Here is a 16110-nt window from a genome sequence, read left to right as displayed (position 1 = left end):
AGAGGCAGCCGATGGCCATGCTGGACCGGAGACTGAAACAACGGATTGTCGGGGCCGCCGTGCTGCTGGCGCTGGTAGTGGTGTTCCTGCCCATGCTGTTCAACCGTGAGGACGAGCAGCGCCGCGTGCGTGTCGAGGCGCCGCCGATGCCGGAAATGCCGTCGGCGATGACGGCGACGCCGGAGCCGGTCGTCGTGCCGGAGCCACAGGTCGTCGCGCCCCTGGCGGATGAGGCGGCCGTGGCGCCTGCCGCTCCGCCTGTCGGGGACGCCGTCCCGGCACCACCCGTGGCGCAGACTCCTGCACCTGCACCTGTCGCTGAGTCATCCCCACCGCCCGCCCGCCTCGATGCCGACGGCGTGCCGGTCAGCTGGGCGGTGCAGCTGGCCAGCCTGTCCAGCCGTGCCGGCGCGGAGGAGCTGCAGCAGAAGCTGCGCAGTCAGGGGCTCGATGCCTACATCCGCTCGGCGGACGGGATGAACCGGGTATTCGTCGGTCCGCTGCTCGAGCGCGGGGATGCCGAGCGGATGCGCGAGCAGATCGCCCGTCAGCACCGCCTGAGTCCGATCGTGGTGCGCTTCCAGCCCGAACGGCGCTGAACGCAATCGCGGCTGACTCGCCGGCCTGCGCTCTGTTAGAATTGCCGCTCTATTTTCCGCATTTCGCCAGTGAGCAGCATTGTGTCATTCACCTGGGTCGACTGGTCCATCATCGCGCTGATCGCCATTTCCGGGCTGATCAGCCTGACCCGCGGATTCGTTCGCGAGGCCCTTTCGCTGTTCGGCTGGCTGGGTGCCAGTGTGGTGGCCTGGCTGTACGGTGGCGCCCTGGCCGGGCACCTTGCCCCCTACATCGAGCTGCCGTCGGCACGGGTGATCGCCGCCGGCGCGATCCTCTTCGTGGTCACCCTGATGATCGGCGCGCTGGTCACCCACCTGTTCGGCCTGCTGGTGCAGGCCACCGGCCTGACCGGCACCGACCGCCTGCTCGGCATGGTCTTCGGCGTGGCCCGTGGCGTGCTGCTGGTGGTGATCGTGGTGGGCCTGCTCAGCCTGGCGCCGGTGCAGCAGGATCCCTGGTGGCAGCAGTCGGCGCTGCTGCCCGAATTTCTGATGATTGCCGACTGGTCGAAGGATCTGGTGCTCGGGCTCTTCCAGCAGTCGTCTTCCGCCGTCGGCCTTCCCGGTCGCGCGGCCTTTCCGCTCTAGCCTGACTTTGTAGGGGTTGCGTCACATGTGTGGCATCGTTGGTATTGTGGGTAAGTCGAACGTCAATCAGGCGCTCTACGACGCCCTTACGGTTCTTCAGCACCGCGGCCAGGACGCTGCCGGCATCGTGACCAGCCATGACGGTCGCCTGTTCCTGCGCAAGGACAACGGTCTGGTGCGCGACGTGTTCCACACCCGGCACATGCAGCGCCTGATCGGCAACATCGGCATCGGCCACGTGCGCTACCCGACCGCCGGCAGCTCCAGCTCGGCCGAGGCGCAGCCGTTCTACGTCAACTCGCCCTACGGCATCACCCTGGCGCACAACGGCAACCTGACCAACGTCGACCAGCTGTCGCGCGAGATCTACGAGTCCGACCTGCGCCACATCAACACCAATTCCGACTCGGAAGTGCTGCTCAACGTGTTCGCCCACGAGCTGGCCGTGCGCAACAAGCTGCAGCCCACCGCCGACGACATCTTCGCCGCGGTGGCCGGGGTGCACCAGCGCTGCCGCGGTGGCTACGGCGTGGTGGCGATGATCACCGGCTACGGCATCGTCGGCTTCCGCGATCCCCACGGCATCCGCCCGGTGGTGTTCGGCCAGCGTCACACCGACGAGGGCGTCGAGTACATGATCGCCTCCGAGAGCGTCGCCCTCGACGTGCTCGGTTTCACCCTGATCCGCGACCTGGCGCCGGGCGAGGCGGTGTACATCACTCCCGAGGGCCAGCTGCAGACCCGCCAGTGCGCGGCGAACCCGCAGCTCTCGCCGTGCCTGTTCGAGTACGTCTACCTGGCCCGTCCCGACTCGATCATGGATGGCGTGTCGGTGTACAAGGCGCGCCTGCGCATGGGCGAGAAGCTGGCCGAGAAGATCCTGCGCGAGCGCCCCGACCACGACATCGACGTGATCATCCCGATTCCCGACACCAGCCGCACTTCCGCGCTGGAGCTGGCCAACAGGCTGGGCGTGAAGTTCCGCGAGGGCTTCGTCAAGAACCGCTACATCGGCCGTACCTTCATCATGCCCGGCCAGGCGGCGCGCAAGAAGTCGGTGCGTCAGAAGCTCAACGCCATCGACCTGGAGTTCCGTGGCAAGAACGTGATGCTGGTCGACGACTCCATCGTTCGCGGCACCACCTGCAAGCAGATCATCCAGATGGCCCGCGATGCCGGCGCGAAGAACGTGTACTTCTGTTCGGCGGCGCCGGCGGTGCGCTACCCCAACGTCTACGGCATCGACATGCCGAGCGCCCACGAACTGATCGCCCACGGCCGCACGACCGAGGAAGTGGCCGAGCTGATCGGTACCGACTGGCTGGTCTACCAGGATCTCGACGATCTCAAGGAAGCGGTCGGCGGCGGCAAGATCAAGATCGAGCAGTTCGACAGCGCAGTGTTCGACGGCCAGTACGTCACCGGCGACGTCAACGAGGCCTACCTGGATCGTATCGAGCAGGCGCGCAACGACCTGGCCAAGGCCAAGGGCGGCGCGCCGGGCGCGATCATCGACCTGCACAACAACTGAAGCCCCCGGGCGGCGCCCCACCGGGCGCCGCCACCCGCACAACCGGCGGCAGTGCCGGCCATTCCGAGAGCCTTCCTGCCGCGCCGAGGAGAAGGTTCAATGATGCAAGAATGGCAGGCCGGAAGGCTGGACAGCGATCTGGAGGGCGCCGGCTTCGATACCCTGGCGGTGCGCGCCGGCCAGCATCGCAGTCCCGAGGGTGAGCACGGCGAAGCCCTGTTCATGACCTCCAGCTACGTGTTCCGCAGCGCCGCCGACGCCGCCGCGCGCTTCGCCGGCGAGCAGCCCGGCAACGTCTACTCCCGCTACACCAACCCCACCGTGCGTACCTTCGAGGAGCGCATCGCCGCCCTGGAAGGTGCCGAGCAGGCGGTCGCCGCCGCTTCCGGGATGGGCGCGATCCTCGCCCTGGTGATGAGCCTGTGCAGCGCCGGCGACCATGTGCTGGTATCGCGCAGCGTGTTCGGCTCGACCATCAGCCTGTTCGACAAGTACTTCAAGCGCTTCGGCGTCGAGGTGGACTACCCGCCGCTGGCCGACCTGGACGCCTGGGCCGCCGCCTGCAAACCCAACACCAGGCTGTTCATCGTCGAGTCGCCGTCCAACCCGCTGGCCGAGCTGGTCGACATCGCCGCCCTGGCCGAGATCGCCCATCGCAAGGGTGCCCTGCTGGCGGTGGACAACTGTTTCTGCACCCCGGTGCTGCAGAAGCCGCTGGCCCTCGGCGCCGACATCGTCATCCACTCGGCCACCAAGTACATCGACGGCCAGGGCCGCTGCCTGGGCGGCGTGGTGGCCGGCAGCGCCAGGCACATGCAGGAGGTGGTCGGCTTCCTGCGCACCGCGGGGCCGACCCTCAGCCCGTTCAACGCCTGGCTGTTCCTCAAGGGCCTGGAAACTCTCAAGGTGCGCATGCTGGCCCATTGCGCCAGCGCGCAGGCGCTGGCCGAGTGGCTGGAGCAGCAGCCCCAGGTGGCGCGGGTCTATTACGCCGGTCTGCCCAGTCATCCGCAGCACGAGCTGGCCAGGCGCCAGCAGAGCGGCTTCGGTGCGGTGGTCAGCTTCGAGGTCAGGGGTGACAAGGCGGCGGCCTGGAAGGTCATCGACGCCACGCGGATGATCTCGATCACCACCAACCTCGGCGACACCAAGACCACCATCGCCCATCCGGCCAGCACTTCCCACGGCCGCCTGAGCCCCGAGGCGCGCGCGGCGGCGGGGATCGGCGACAGCCTGATCCGCGTCGCGGTGGGCCTGGAAGACCTCGAGGACATCAAGGCCGACCTGGCCCGCGGTCTGGCGGCGCTGTGATGGAGCGGCGGGCGGAAGGAATGCGTCCGGTGGCGCTGGTCACCGGAGCCGCCCGCGGCATCGGCCTGGGCTGCGCCGCCTGGCTGATCGCCGAGGGCTGGCAGGTGGTGCTCGCCGACGTCGACCGCGCGCGCGGTGCCCAGGTGGCCCGTGCACTGGGCGAGCAGGCCTGGTTCGTGCGCATGGACGTCGCCGACGAGCAGCAGGTGGCGCTCGGCGTCGCCGAGCTGATCGGTCAGTTCGGCCGCCTCGATGCGCTGGTCTGCAACGCGGCGCTGGCCGAGGCGCACAATCCGCCGCTGGAGAGCCTGTCGCTGGCACACTGGAATCGCGTGCTGGCGGTCAACCTGAGCGGCGCCTTGCTGCTGGCCAGGGCCTGCGTGCCCTACCTGCGCGCCAGCGGCGGGGCGATCGTCAACATCGCCTCGACCCGCGCCCACCAGTCCGAGCCGGACAGCGAGGCCTACGCGGCGAGCAAGGGCGGCCTGCTGGCGCTGACCCACGCGCTGGCGGTCAGCCTCGGCCCGGAGATCCGCGTCAACGTGGTCAGCCCGGGCTGGATCGACGCCCGTGATCCCTCGGCGCAGCGCGCCGCTCCGCTGAGCGCGGCCGACCATGCCCAGCATCCGGCCGGCCGCGTCGGCACGGTGGAGGATGTGGCGGCGCTGGTGGCCTGGCTGCTGTCGCCCGAGGCGGGCTTCGTCACCGGCCAGGAGTTCGTCGTCGACGGCGGCATGACCCGGCGCATGATCTACCCGGCGTGAAGGGCGCTGGGAAACCGAAAAACGAAAAAAATCCTTGTGGGCTGTTGACTTAGCTCCGCTACCTGCGTAAAGTTCGCCCCCGTCGCAAGGCAAATGGCTGATTAGCTCAGCTGGGAGAGCACCTGCATCACACGCAGGGGGTCGGCGGTTCGATCCCGTCATCAGCCACCAAACCTTGTCACGCAATGAAGTATTCGGACGCAAGTCCGGCCGACGCGCAGTGGTAGTTCAGTCGGTTAGAATACCGGCCTGTCACGCCGGGGGTCGCGGGTTCGAGTCCCGTCCACTGCGCCATTATTTCCGGATTCGCCTTTGCAGCGGGTTCGAGATCGCAGAAGCCAGATGGCTCTTCGCTCAGACGCTTCACCAAGTTGTACCGGACGCAAGTCCAGCCGACGCGCAGTGGTAGTTCAGTCGGTTAGAATACCGGCCTGTCACGCCGGGGGTCGCGGGTTCGAGTCCCGTCCACTGCGCCATATCGAAAGCCCCTCGAGAGCAATCTCGAGGGGCTTTTCACTTTCTGCAACATTCATGCTTTCGTCATTCGGGATCTTTAGGCTGATACTTGTGGTCAGAGGTTGGACCACATGAAGTCAGACAAGAAGAGAGACCGTTATGGACGATTATCAGGAAGAACTGCTGGAGCTGCAGGCAGCCGAGCGGGATGTGCCGGAACCGGCGGACGACGCCACCGAACTGTAAGGGCTGCCGTCGTCCGTCGCGGCGACACTCCCGGGATCGCCCGGGGTTGCCGGTTTCGAGCCGGCGTTGCCTGGTGCCGCAGGGTGCCGGGCCGGCGATCGGTGATCGCCTCACCCAATCCCACGCACCAGCCTCCAGGCTCGCGACCCCGGTCGACGAGAGCTGGCGGGTCCGCGCTTAACCGCCGGCCAGACGGCCCGGCTACCAGGTCACAGTTTGGCCGCTGCTTCGCCTACCGGCTGTCGGCGGTCCGATGGCCTGCCAACCCCTTCACATTGCGGGGGGGGGCTTTCTCCTAGACTTTGGCCGCTGATGCAGGCGTCATGCAGTGTACATGCGCCAGATGCTGATAAATGATCTCGGTCCGGCAGGACGCTGGACGTGGATGCGTGTGCGAGGGAGCTCGATGAGCTTGCAGAAAAAGCCGCAGATCGTAGAGGCCGTGATGTTCTTCAATGAACGCGGCGTCTGCAAGGAAATGCTCTACCCGGAATTCGAAGCCCTGCTCGATGGCGTGGTCAACCTGCCGGCGTTTGCCGATCAGCAGATGCGGGCAGCCTTCGTGCTGATCAACCCGCGACTGTTGGTCAAGGCGGTGGTGTGCTTCTACATCGACTTTGGCGACCACGGCGAGGCCGACCGTGGCTGGAACATTCCCCTGCGCCATCTGGCCGACCGTACCGGCAGCGGGCCCGACCTGGGGGCCGGGCCGATTCGCCTGGCCTGTCGCAGCCAGTGCCCGGTGTCCTGGCACCAGATGCACCTGTGGGATCCCGGTCTGTCACCGACGCAGAACGATCTGCTGCTGATCCGCGACGCCGCCAAGCGCAACAATCTCGGCGTGCTGGTCGAGGACGATTCGGCGGCCGCAGTGGAGCCGGAAAAGCTGCACATGGCGCCGGAGCACAAGTGGTTCGTCCCTGACGCGGAGGAACAGGCGCGCGCCCTCGAGGCTGCCCGCAAGGCCGAGCAGCTCGAGCGCGAGCAGCGTCTCAAGGCGGCCCAGCTGCTGCGTCAGCAGCGCCTGCGCATCGTCAGCCTGTCCCAGCAGCACGAGGAGGAGCGCGCCCGGCTGCGCCTGCAGGCGGAGCAGCGCGAGCAGGCCCTGCAGCAGCGCCTGCTCGAGCTCAGGCAGGCGCTGGGCGAGCAGGCTCAGCGCAACGAGGCGCTCAAGGAGCGCCTGACTGCCCAGGCCGCCAGCTTCCAGCAGGTGCGGCAGGACATGGAGCGCCAGCTCACCACGCTGGCACGGAGCGGGCGCAGCGATCTCGAGACGCTGCGAGCCCAGTTCGAGCAGGAGGCCGCGGCGCGCATCGGTGCGGCGGTGCTCGAGTATCAGGAGCGCCTGGCGCGCCAGGATGCCCGACTGGCCGCCCAGGCCGCGGAGTCGGCGCGTCTGCGCAGCGAGCTGGCGCGCCTCACCGAGGAGCGCGACCGCCTGGCCGGCGAGGGCGGCGAGCAGACGCTGGAGCGCCTGGCTGCGCTGGGCGTGGTGTTCGTCGCCTACCACCCGGGCGCCGGCCACCTGACCCTGCCGCTGCAGGACCTGGCCGCCTATCAGGGCAATCCCCTGGCCTATGTCGCCGCCAAGTGCTTCGTCAGCGAGGCGCAGTACCGCCAGTGGCTCGAGCACTACCAGCAGCCGGCCTGCACTGCCGAGCTGCCTGGGGGCAGTCGTTGCGGCATGCCGATCGACCGCGTCGAGACGCCCAGTCGGTTCGTCGCCGGCGAGTCGGACTGCTGTGCCCGTCATGGCGTGAGGGTTCGCTCGCGCACCCATGGCGACTGATGGCGCATCGTGACTGGCCGCCACGGCCCTCCCTGCAGGCGGTGCGCTGCAGCTGGCTGGCGCGCGCCGGCGTGGAGCTGGCGCTGCTGCGCCTGGACCGGATCGATCCGCTGATCAGCGGCAACAAGTGGTACAAGCTCGCCCCGCACCTCGCCGAGGCCCGCCGCCTGGGCGCGCCGGGGCTGATCAGCCTCGGTGGCGCCCACTCCAACCACCTGCATGCCCTGGCGGCCGCCGGGGCGCGTTTCGGCTTCGCCACCGTCGGCCTGCTGCGCGGGCATGCCCAGGACACCCCGACCGTCCGTGACCTGCAGGGCTTCGGCATGCAGCTGCACTGGCTGGGCTATGGCGGTTACCGCGAACGCCATAGCCCGGGGTTCTGGGAGCCCTGGCGGGAGCGCTATCCCGCTTTCCTGGCGGTGGCCGAGGGCGGCCTGAGCCTGGCCGCGGCGCAGTCCTGCGCCGGCCTGGTGGAGATGATCGCCGATGGCCTGGCCGCGCTGGGCTGGGACGACTACCACGAGCTGTGGGCCGCCGCCGGCAGCGGCACCACCCTGGCCGGGCTGGTGCTCGGCGAGGCTGGCCGGCACCCGCTGATCGGCTGCCTGGCGCTGCCGGCCGACCATGGCGTTCCCGAAGCGGTGGCGCGCCTGCTGGGCGAGGCCGGCCGAGCGGCGGGGCAGGGCTACCGGCTGGTGGACGCCAGCCGCGGTGGTTTCGCCCGCCTCGATGCCGAGCTGGCGCGCTTCATCCTGGCGTTCGAGGCCGAGACCGGCGTGCCGCTCGAGCCGCTGTACACCGGCAAGCTGCTGCTGGCGCTGCAGGAGGCGGTCGCGCAGGGCGCGATCGCCCGCGGCAGCCGCGTCGTCGCCGTGCACAGCGGCGGCCTGCAGGGACGCCGGGCCCTCGACGCCCGCCTGCACGAGCTGGCCGCTCAGTCCTGAGCGCCGCTGCCGGCCGCCTGCGGCCAGTAGTCGTCAACCAGGAAGATCCGCGCCTGCTCCTGCCAGCGCCCACCATCGGCGGGCTGCAGCCGGACCAGCATACGCGGCGCGGCGTCGGCCGGCAGCTCGGCCAGCCAGGCGCTCAGGCGCGGCTCGTCCCAGCATTCGTCCGCCGTGCACTCCGCCGGCGCCAGCCAGGCCATGCGCGGCAGCGGCTGCCAGCCGCCCGGGTGCGCCGCCTGCCAGGCCGGCCAGTCATGCCGGCGCACCCAGCTTCCCCGCAGGTGCTGCGCCGCAGCGCCGCGCGGCGGGCTGCAGGGGATGCGCCAGGGATAGAACAGGTAGCCGCCCAGCCAGGGGCTGGCCTGTACCGGCTTGCGGCTCAGCGCCTGCAGCTGCGCCCGGGCCGCCGGCAGCTCGCTGAGGCACAGCTGGTGCTGGCGCAGGTGCTCCAGCTTGAGGTCGAGGCGATCGAGACGCCCCGGGCCGAGCCAGGCCGCGGCGTCGCCGCCATCCGCCCGGGCCGGGCCGAGGTAGAACTTCACCGCCAGCTCGATGTGCTGCAGGCCCTCGTCGTCGTCCAGCAGCAGGTCCAGTTCGCCGAGGGTGTGGCCGCGCTCGCGGATCACCAGGTTGGCCGCCAGCAGGCGGATGCCCGGCGCCTGGTCGAGCGCGTACTGCCAGAGCTGCTCGTAGTAGCGCCCCAGGCGGTTGCCGCGCGCCGCCGCCAGTTGCGCGAGCAGGGCCTGCGGCTGGCGGTCGAGCGCGCGCAGCCACAGCTCGAGCACGTGGGGATGCGCCGCCCAGCCGCTGGCGCGCAGCGGATGGCGCGGGCGAAAGCCGTCCACCGCCTCGAGCAGCGGCGGGCTGAGCAGGGTCCAGGCCAGGTCGCGCACGGCTGGCTGGCGCAGCTCGGGGAGCAGGGGCAGAAGATCGGCGAACGGGCTCATGCCGGCGAGCATAGCCGCTGGCGCTCGGGCCTGTCGCGGTTTGCCCGGCGCCCGGCGCATCCTCCATAATCGGGCCTTCCGCAGACAGCAGCCGGCAGGATCTCATGGAGCAGTTCCGCAACATCGGCATCATCGGGCGCCTGGGCAGCTCGCAGGTGCTCGACACCATTCGTCGCCTGAAACGTTTCCTCGGCGAGCGCAACCTGCACGTGATTCTCGAGGAGAGCATCGCCGAGATGTTGCCCGGCCATGGCATGCAGACCTGCACGCGCAAGCTGATGGGCGAGATCTGCGACCTGGTCATCGTGGTCGGCGGCGACGGCAGCCTGCTCGGCGCCGCCCGCGCCATGGCCCGTCACGGCACCCCGGTGCTGGGCATCAACCGCGGCAGCCTGGGCTTTCTCACCGACATCCGTCCCGACGAGCTGGAGGTCCGGGTCAGCGAGGTGCTCGCCGGGCGCTACCTGCTGGAGAGCCGCTTCCTGCTCGAGGCCCACGTGCGCCGCGGCCTGGAGTCGATCGGCCAGAGCGATGCGCTCAACGACGTGGTGCTGCACCCCGGCAAGTCGACGCGGATGATCGAGTTCGAGATGTACATCGACGGCCAGTTCGTCTGCAGCCAGAAGGCCGACGGCCTGATCGTCTCCACCCCCACCGGCTCCACCGCCTACGCGCTGTCGGCCGGCGGGCCGATCATGCACCCCAAGCTGGACGCCATCGTCATCGTGCCGATGTACCCGCATACGCTGTCCAGCCGGCCGATCGTGGTCGACGGCAACAGCGAGCTGAAGGTGGTGATCGCCTCGGACATGCAGATCTACCCGCTGGTGTCCTGCGACGGCCAGAACCACTTCACCTGCGCCCCCGGCGACACCCTGACCATCCGCAAGAAGGCGCAGAAACTGCAGCTGATCCATCCGCTGGAGCACAACTACTACGAGGTCTGCCGGACCAAGCTGGGCTGGGGCAGCCGGCTCGGAGGGCATGACTAGTGCTGCTCGACCCGGCGCGCAGCTACGACCTGATCGGTGACGTGCATGGCTGCGCGCGAGCCCTCGAACGCCTGCTGGCCGGCCTCGGCTACCGCCGCCAGGGCGGCGTCTGGCGCCACCCGCAGCGCATGGTGCTGTTCCTCGGCGACATCCTCGACCGCGGCCCGCACATCCGCGAGGCCATGCACCTGGTCCACGACATGGTGGCCGCCGGCCAGGCGCTGTGCCTGCTGGGCAACCACGAGTGGTACGCGCTGGGCTGGACCACCCCGGCGCTGCCCGGCAGCGGGCGGACCTTCGCCCGCGAGCACGTCCCGCGCCACGAGCGGCTCATCCGCGAGACCCTGGCGCAGTTCGAGGACCATCCGGGCGACTGGCACGACTTCCTCGCCTGGATGTACGAGCTGCCGATGTTCCTCGACGCCGGGCGCTTCCGCCTGGTGCACGCCTGCTGGGATGCCGGGCTGATCGCGCGCCTGCGCGAACGCTTCCCGGACGGGCGCATCGACCGCGCCTTCATCCAGGAGGGCGGCGATCCGCACAGCTTCGCCGCCCACTGCTTCCAGCGCCTGCTGCGCGGCATCGACATGCCGCTGCCCCAGGGCCTGACCCTGACCAGCAGCGACGGCTTCACCCGCTCGGTGTTCCGCACCAAGTTCTGGGAGGACGATCCGCAGACCTACGGCGACATCGTCTTCCAGCCCGACGCGCTGCCCGACGAGGTGGCCAACCTGCCGCTGACCAACGCGCAGAAGGCCGCGCTGCTGCGCTACGGCGAGGACGAGCCGATGCTGTTCGTCGGCCACTACTGGTGCAACGGCACCCCGGCGCCGCTGCGCCCCAACCTGGCCTGCCTCGACTACAGCGCGGTGCGCCGCGGCAAGCTGGTGGCCTACCGCCTCGACCAGGAAACCCGCCTGGACCCCAACAAGTTCTTCTGGGTCGAGGTCAAGCGCCTGGAGGCCGACGCATGAGTCCGGTGGCGGCCCTGCGCCGGCCGCTGGGCGACGACCTGGCGGCCTTCGTCACCCTGCTGCAGCGCCTCGGCGTGCCGCACCGGGTCAGCGAGGAGTCTGGCGAGCAGGTGCTCTGGGTGCCGGACGAGGCATTGGCCGAGCAGGTGCGCGAACTCTATGCCCGCTATCCCGGCGGCGCCCCCTACGGCGAAGCGCCGGCCGCGCCGCGCCCGGCCGCCAGCGGCCAGTGGCTGGCGCGCCTGCGCGGCCTGCCGGTCACCAGCCTGATCCTGCTGCTGACCTTCGCCGTCGCCCTGGCCACCTGGTTCGGCGACAACCTGCGACTGGTCAGCTGGCTGACCTTCAGCGATTTCCGCATCGACGGCGACTACGCCTGGTTCCTGCCGCTGGGCGACAGCCTCGCCGCCGGCCAGTGGTGGCGGCTGGTCAGTCCGATGCTGGTGCACTTCGGCGTGCTGCACCTGGCGATGAACAGCCTGTGGCTGTGGGAGCTGGGCCGGCGCGTCGAGTGGCGCCAGGGCAGCCTGCTGCTGCTGGCGCTGGTCCTGCTCTACAGCCTGGTGTCCAACGTCGCGCAGTTCGTGTTCGGCGGCCCGGCCATCTTCGGCGGCCTGTCCGGCGTGCTCTACGGCCTGCTCGGCCACTGCTGGCTGTTCCAGCGCCTGGCGCCCAATCCGCACTACCGCCTGCCGCCCGGCGTGGTCGGCATGATGCTGGTGTGGCTGCTGGTCTGCCTGTCCGGTCTGATCGGCGCCCTCGGCCTCGGCGAGATCGCCAACGCTGCCCACGTCGGTGGCCTGCTGATCGGCTGCGCCACCGGTGTGCTCGGCGGTCTGCTGGCGCGCCGCCGGCGCTGAACGAGATACCCGCAGGGTGGACAACGGCGCCGCCCTGTCCATCGGTGTGCCGCGCAGGACGGTGGAAAGGACCTGCGGTCGTTTTCCACCCTACGGCCATCCGGCCCCGCTAGAATCACTTCTTTTTCCCTGGAGGCTACCCATGACGTCCTTCGCCGAAATGATCGAGAACATCACCCCCGAGATCTACCAGAGCCTCAAGCTCGCCGTGGAGATCGGCAAGTGGCCGGACGGCCGCAAGCTCACCCAGGAGCAGAAGGAGCTCAGCCTGCAGGCGATGATCGCCTGGGAGATCAAGAACCTGCCCGAGGAGGAGCGCACCGGCTACATGGGCCCGCAGGAGTGCAAGTCGAAGTCCTTCGAGGTGCCGAACATCCTGTTCAAGAGCTCGGACACCCTGCACTGATGGCCGAGATCGCACGCGGCGCGCTGACCAAGATGGCGGTGCGCCTGGACGCCCCGGTGCAGTACGCCCTGCGCCTGGACGACCGTGAGCTGCCGCTCAACCCGCTGATCGGCCAGCGCCTGCGCCTGGAGTACCTCGGCGCCATCCACTGCAGCCACTGCGGGCGGCGCACCAAGAAGAGCTACGCCCAGGGCTACTGCTATCCGTGCATGACCAGGCTCGCCCAGTGCGACAGCTGCATCATGAGCCCGGAGAAGTGCCACTACGAGGCCGGCACCTGCCGCGAGCCGAGCTGGGGCGAGCAGTTCTGCATGACCGACCACGTGGTCTACCTGGCCAACTCCTCCGGGGTGAAGGTCGGCATCACCCGCGCCACCCAGCTGCCGACCCGCTGGCTCGACCAGGGCGCCAGCCAGGCGCTGCCGATCCTGCGCGTGGCCACCCGCCAGCAGTCCGGGCTGGTCGAGGACCTGCTGCGCAGCCAGGTCGCCGACCGCACCAACTGGCGCGCGCTGCTCAAGGGCGACGCCGAGCCGGTCGACCTGCCGGCGGTGCGCGAGCAGCTGTTCGATACCTGCCGCGAGGGCCTCGAAGCCCTGCAGCAGCGCTTCGGCCTGCAGGCGATCCAGCCGCTGGCGGAGGCCTCGGTGGTCGAGATGCGCTATCCGGTCGCGGCCTACCCGGCGAAGATCGCCAGCTTCGATCTGGACAAGAACCCGGTGGTCGAGGGCACACTGCAGGGCATCAAGGGCCAGTACCTGATCTTCGATACCGGCGTGATCAACATTCGCAAGTACACGGCCTACCAGATGGCCGTGCAGCAACCCTAAGGAAGCCAGCCATGCGCAGCGAACAACCGAAGACCGTCTACCTCAAGGACTACAAGGCTCCCGACTACCTGATCGACGAGACCCACCTGACCTTCGAGCTGTTCGAGGACCACACCCTGGTCCATGCGCAACTGGTCATGCGTCGCAACCCCGAGGCCGGCGAGGGCCTGCCGAAGCTGGTGCTGGACGGCCAGCAGCTCGAGCTGCTGGCCCTGGCCATGGACGACGTGCCGCTGGCCAAGGGCGACTACCACCTGAGCGACAGCCACCTGACCCTGCAGCCGACCCAGGCGCAGTTCGTCATCGACAGCAGCGTGCGCATCCACCCCGAGAGCAACACTGCGCTGGAAGGGCTGTACAAGTCGAGCGGCATGTTCTGCACCCAGTGCGAGGCCGAGGGGTTCCGCAAGATCACCTTCTACCTCGACCGCCCGGACGTGATGAGCAAATTCACCACCACGCTCAGCGCCGACAAGCAGGCCTATCCGATCCTGCTGTCCAACGGCAACCCGATCGCCAGCGGCCAGGAAGAGGACGGCCGCCACTGGGCCACCTGGCAGGACCCGTTCAAGAAGCCCGCCTACCTGTTCGCCCTGGTGGCGGGCGACCTGTGGTGCATCGAGGACAGCTTCAGGACCCTGAGCGGTCGCGACGTCGCCCTGCGCATCTACGTCGAACCGGAGAACATCGGCAAGCTGCAGCACGCCATGGACAGCCTGAAGAAGTCGATGAAGTGGGACGAGGAGGTGTACGGCCGCGAGTACGACCTGGACATCTTCATGATCGTCGCGGTCAACGACTTCAACATGGGCGCCATGGAGAACAAGGGCCTCAACATCTTCAACTCCAGCTGCGTGCTGGCCCACCCGGAAACCGCCACCGACGCCGCCCACCAGCGCGTCGAGGCGGTGGTCGCCCACGAGTACTTCCACAACTGGTCGGGCAACCGCGTCACCTGCCGCGACTGGTTCCAGCTGTCGCTCAAGGAAGGCTTCACCGTGTTCCGCGACGCCGAGTTCTCGGCCGACATGAACTCGCGCACGGTCAAGCGCATCGAGGACGTCGCCTTCCTGCGCACCCAGCAGTTCGCCGAGGACGCCGGCCCCATGGCCCACCCGGTGCGCCCGGACGCCTACATGGAAATCTCCAACTTCTACACCCTGACCATCTACGAGAAGGGCGCGGAAGTGCTGCGCATGATCCACACCCTGCTCGGCGCCGAGGCCTTCCGCAAGGGCAGCGACCTGTACTTCGCCCGCCACGACGGCCAGGCGGTGACCTGCGACGACTTCGTCAAGGCCATGGAGGACGCCAGCGGCCAGGATCTCGGCCAGTTCAAGCGCTGGTACACCCAGTCCGGCACCCCGCGCCTGAGCGTGGAGGACTGCTACGACGCCCATGCCAAGACCTACACCCTGACCTTCCGCCAGAGCTGCCCGGCCACCCCCGGCCAGGAGCACAAGCAGCCCTTCGTCATCCCGGTGGCCATGGGCCTGCTCGACGCCCACGGCCAGGAGCTGGCGCTGCGCCTCTCCGGCGAGGCCGAGGCGACCGGTACCTCGCGCGTGCTGGCGGTGACCGCGGCCGAGCAGAGCTTCACCTTCGTCGACGTGCCGACCCAGCCGCTGCCCTCGCTGCTGCGCGGCTTCAGCGCGCCGGTGAAGCTGCACTATCCCTACGGCCGCGACCAGCTGATGTTCCTCATGCAGCACGACTCCGACGGCTTCAACCGCTGGGAGGCCGGCCAGCAGCTCGCCGTGCAGGTGCTGCAGGAGCTGGTCGGCCAGCAGCAGCGCAGCGAGCCCCTGCACCTCGATGCCCGCCTGGTCGAGGCGCTGCGCACGGTGCTGGCCGACGAGGGCCTGGATGCCGCGATGGTCGCCGAGATGCTCTCCCTGCCGGCCGAGGCCTATCTGGCCGAGCTCAGCGAGGTGGCCGACGTCGACGCCATCCACATCGCCCGCGAGTTCGCCCGCAAGCAAATCTCCCGCGAGCTGTTCGACCTGCTGTGGAGCCGCTACCAGGCCTGCCGCGAGGCCTCGCGCAGCACCGCCTACGCCGCCGACGCGGCGCAGATCGCCCGGCGCAGCCTGCAGAACATCGCCCTGTCCTATCTGATGCTGGCCGAGGACGACGAGGTGGTCGACGCCTGCGAGGAGCAGTTCGAACACGCCGACAACATGACCGAGCGCCTCGCCGCGCTGGCCGTGCTGGTCAACTCGCCGTTCGACGCCGAGAAGGCCCAGGCGCTGGCCAAGTTCGCCGACTACTTCAAGGACGACGCGCTGGTCATGGACCAGTGGTTCGCCGTGCAGGCGGCAAGCCCGTTGCCCGGCGGCCTCGAGCGCGTGCAGGCGCTGATGCACCACCACGCCTTCACCCTGAAGAACCCCAACAAGGTGCGCGCGCTGATCGGCGCCTTCGCCAACCAGAACCACGTCAACTTCCACCGCGCCGACGGCGCCGGCTACCGCTTCCTGGCCGACCAGGTGATCGCCCTCAACGCGCTCAACCCGCAGATCGCCTCCCGCCAGCTGACCCCGCTGACCCGCTGGCGCAAGTTCGACAGCGCCCGCCAGGCGCTGATGCGCGGCGAGCTGGAGCGCATCCTCGCCAGCGGCGAGCTGTCCAGCGACGTCTACGAGGTGGTGAGCAAGAGCCTGGCGTAAGCCGGGCATGACCCAGAAGCCCCCGCCAGATGGCGGGGGCTTCTCGTTTGCGGACTCCCGATCCTGCGGCAGCTGCCAGCGGGTGCAGTGTTTTCGGTGCGGGGCAGGTGGCAGGGCGGGGTGGCTGGTGCTTGGCGCGCAGGCGGACGGCGCGGGATGACTTGTGAAGCGCGCGCCATA

14 protein-coding genes and 3 tRNA genes are annotated in these 16110 nt (G+C 69.1%); 16 read left to right on the top strand and 1 reads right to left on the bottom strand.

What is annotated here, in order from left to right:
* Positions 1 to 11: 11 nt before the first annotated feature.
* The 10 genes from E5198_RS04135 (at position 12) to E5198_RS04090 (ending at position 8249) form a co-directional block, all read left to right on the top strand.
* Complete coding sequence (locus E5198_RS04135) at positions 12 to 599, top strand: SPOR domain-containing protein (protein WP_136488750.1); 588 nt, start codon at positions 12 to 14, stop codon at positions 597 to 599.
* Between the two features lie 81 nt (positions 600 to 680).
* Positions 681 to 1208, top strand: coding sequence for a CvpA family protein (locus tag E5198_RS04130; RefSeq protein WP_136488749.1), 528 nt, complete (start codon positions 681 to 683; stop codon positions 1206 to 1208).
* 25 nt (positions 1209 to 1233) lie between these two features.
* The gene (gene purF / locus E5198_RS04125) at positions 1234 to 2739 is read left to right on the top strand and encodes an amidophosphoribosyltransferase (protein WP_136488748.1); all 1506 of its coding nucleotides are present in this window, start codon (positions 1234 to 1236) and stop codon (positions 2737 to 2739) included.
* 99 nt (positions 2740 to 2838) lie between these two features.
* Positions 2839 to 4050 carry an O-succinylhomoserine sulfhydrylase gene (locus E5198_RS04120; RefSeq protein WP_136488747.1) on the top strand — a complete coding sequence of 404 codons (1212 nt, stop codon included), beginning with the start codon at positions 2839 to 2841 and terminating at the stop codon, positions 4048 to 4050.
* Entirely contained in the window at positions 4050 to 4814 is a 765-nt protein-coding gene (locus E5198_RS04115) for an SDR family oxidoreductase (protein ID WP_136488746.1), read from the top strand. Before E5198_RS04120 ends, E5198_RS04115 begins: the two co-directional genes overlap by 1 nt.
* Before the next feature lie 95 nt (positions 4815 to 4909).
* Positions 4910 to 4985, top strand: a tRNA-Val gene (locus E5198_RS04110).
* Between the two features lie 46 nt (positions 4986 to 5031).
* A tRNA-Asp gene (locus E5198_RS04105) sits at positions 5032 to 5108 on the top strand.
* Positions 5109 to 5213: 105 nt separating this feature from the next.
* Positions 5214 to 5290 (top strand) — tRNA-Asp (locus E5198_RS04100).
* A 632-nt stretch (positions 5291 to 5922) separates the two neighbouring features.
* Positions 5923 to 7305 (top strand): chromosome partitioning protein ParA, encoded by a 1383-nt coding sequence (locus E5198_RS04095; RefSeq protein WP_136488745.1) that lies wholly within the window; start codon positions 5923 to 5925, stop codon positions 7303 to 7305.
* On the top strand, positions 7305 to 8249 hold the full coding sequence (locus tag E5198_RS04090; protein WP_136488744.1) for a 1-aminocyclopropane-1-carboxylate deaminase/D-cysteine desulfhydrase: 945 nt from the start codon (positions 7305 to 7307) through the stop codon (positions 8247 to 8249). Before E5198_RS04095 ends, E5198_RS04090 begins: the two co-directional genes overlap by 1 nt.
* Here E5198_RS04090 and E5198_RS04085 read toward each other — a convergent pair.
* Complete coding sequence (locus tag E5198_RS04085; RefSeq protein WP_136488743.1) at positions 8240 to 9199, bottom strand: DUF1853 family protein; 960 nt, start codon at positions 9197 to 9199, stop codon at positions 8240 to 8242. The two genes, E5198_RS04090 and E5198_RS04085, sit on opposite strands and share 10 nt — an antisense overlap.
* 104 nt (positions 9200 to 9303) lie before the next feature.
* Here E5198_RS04085 and E5198_RS04080 point away from each other — a divergent pair, with 104 nt between their 5' ends.
* The 6 genes from E5198_RS04080 (at position 9304) to pepN (ending at position 15930) form a co-directional block, all read left to right on the top strand.
* On the top strand, positions 9304 to 10191 hold the full coding sequence (locus E5198_RS04080; RefSeq protein ID WP_136488742.1) for an NAD(+) kinase: 888 nt from the start codon (positions 9304 to 9306) through the stop codon (positions 10189 to 10191).
* Between the two features lie 2 nt (positions 10192 to 10193).
* Positions 10194 to 11165, top strand: a complete 972-nt coding sequence (locus E5198_RS04075) for a metallophosphoesterase (RefSeq protein WP_136488771.1) — start codon at positions 10194 to 10196, stop codon at positions 11163 to 11165.
* On the top strand, positions 11162 to 12025 hold the full coding sequence (locus tag E5198_RS04070) for a rhomboid family intramembrane serine protease (protein WP_136488741.1): 864 nt from the start codon (positions 11162 to 11164) through the stop codon (positions 12023 to 12025). The genes E5198_RS04075 and E5198_RS04070 overlap by 4 nt, the downstream gene beginning before the upstream one ends.
* 142 nt (positions 12026 to 12167) lie before the next feature.
* Positions 12168 to 12431, top strand: a complete 264-nt coding sequence (locus E5198_RS04065; protein ID WP_090347312.1) for a YeaC family protein — start codon at positions 12168 to 12170, stop codon at positions 12429 to 12431.
* On the top strand, positions 12431 to 13261 hold the full coding sequence (locus E5198_RS04060) for a DUF2797 domain-containing protein (protein ID WP_136488740.1): 831 nt from the start codon (positions 12431 to 12433) through the stop codon (positions 13259 to 13261). The genes E5198_RS04065 and E5198_RS04060 overlap by 1 nt, the downstream gene beginning before the upstream one ends.
* 11 nt (positions 13262 to 13272) lie before the next feature.
* The gene (pepN, locus tag E5198_RS04055; protein ID WP_136488739.1) at positions 13273 to 15930 is read left to right on the top strand and encodes an aminopeptidase N; all 2658 of its coding nucleotides are present in this window, start codon (positions 13273 to 13275) and stop codon (positions 15928 to 15930) included.
* Positions 15931 to 16110 lie beyond the last annotated feature (180 nt).

Origin of the sequence: Pseudomonas sp. A-1, from assembly GCF_004801855.1 — a bacterium.
In the GTDB taxonomy this organism is placed as follows: domain Bacteria; phylum Pseudomonadota; class Gammaproteobacteria; order Pseudomonadales; family Pseudomonadaceae; genus Geopseudomonas.
The sequence above is the reverse complement of the archived record's forward strand: the minus strand, read 5'-3'. Positions and strand labels throughout refer to the sequence as shown.

Coding starts and splice junctions, on each gene's coding strand:
- E5198_RS04070 (WP_136488741.1), top strand. CDS start 11,162: ATGAGTCCGGTGGCGGCCCTGCGCCGGCCGCTGGGCGACGACCTGGCG.
- E5198_RS04115 (WP_136488746.1), top strand. CDS start 4,050: ATGGAGCGGCGGGCGGAAGGAATGCGTCCGGTGGCGCTGGTCACCGGA.
- E5198_RS04080 (WP_136488742.1), top strand. CDS start 9,304: ATGGAGCAGTTCCGCAACATCGGCATCATCGGGCGCCTGGGCAGCTCG.
- pepN (WP_136488739.1), top strand. CDS start 13,273: ATGCGCAGCGAACAACCGAAGACCGTCTACCTCAAGGACTACAAGGCT.
- E5198_RS04060 (WP_136488740.1), top strand. CDS start 12,431: ATGGCCGAGATCGCACGCGGCGCGCTGACCAAGATGGCGGTGCGCCTG.
- E5198_RS04095 (WP_136488745.1), top strand. CDS start 5,923: ATGAGCTTGCAGAAAAAGCCGCAGATCGTAGAGGCCGTGATGTTCTTC.
- E5198_RS04090 (WP_136488744.1), top strand. CDS start 7,305: ATGGCGCATCGTGACTGGCCGCCACGGCCCTCCCTGCAGGCGGTGCGC.
- E5198_RS04085 (WP_136488743.1), bottom strand. CDS start 9,199: ATGAGCCCGTTCGCCGATCTTCTGCCCCTGCTCCCCGAGCTGCGCCAG.
- E5198_RS04135 (WP_136488750.1), top strand. CDS start 12: ATGGCCATGCTGGACCGGAGACTGAAACAACGGATTGTCGGGGCCGCC.
- E5198_RS04120 (WP_136488747.1), top strand. CDS start 2,839: ATGATGCAAGAATGGCAGGCCGGAAGGCTGGACAGCGATCTGGAGGGC.
- purF (WP_136488748.1), top strand. CDS start 1,234: ATGTGTGGCATCGTTGGTATTGTGGGTAAGTCGAACGTCAATCAGGCG.
- E5198_RS04065 (WP_090347312.1), top strand. CDS start 12,168: ATGACGTCCTTCGCCGAAATGATCGAGAACATCACCCCCGAGATCTAC.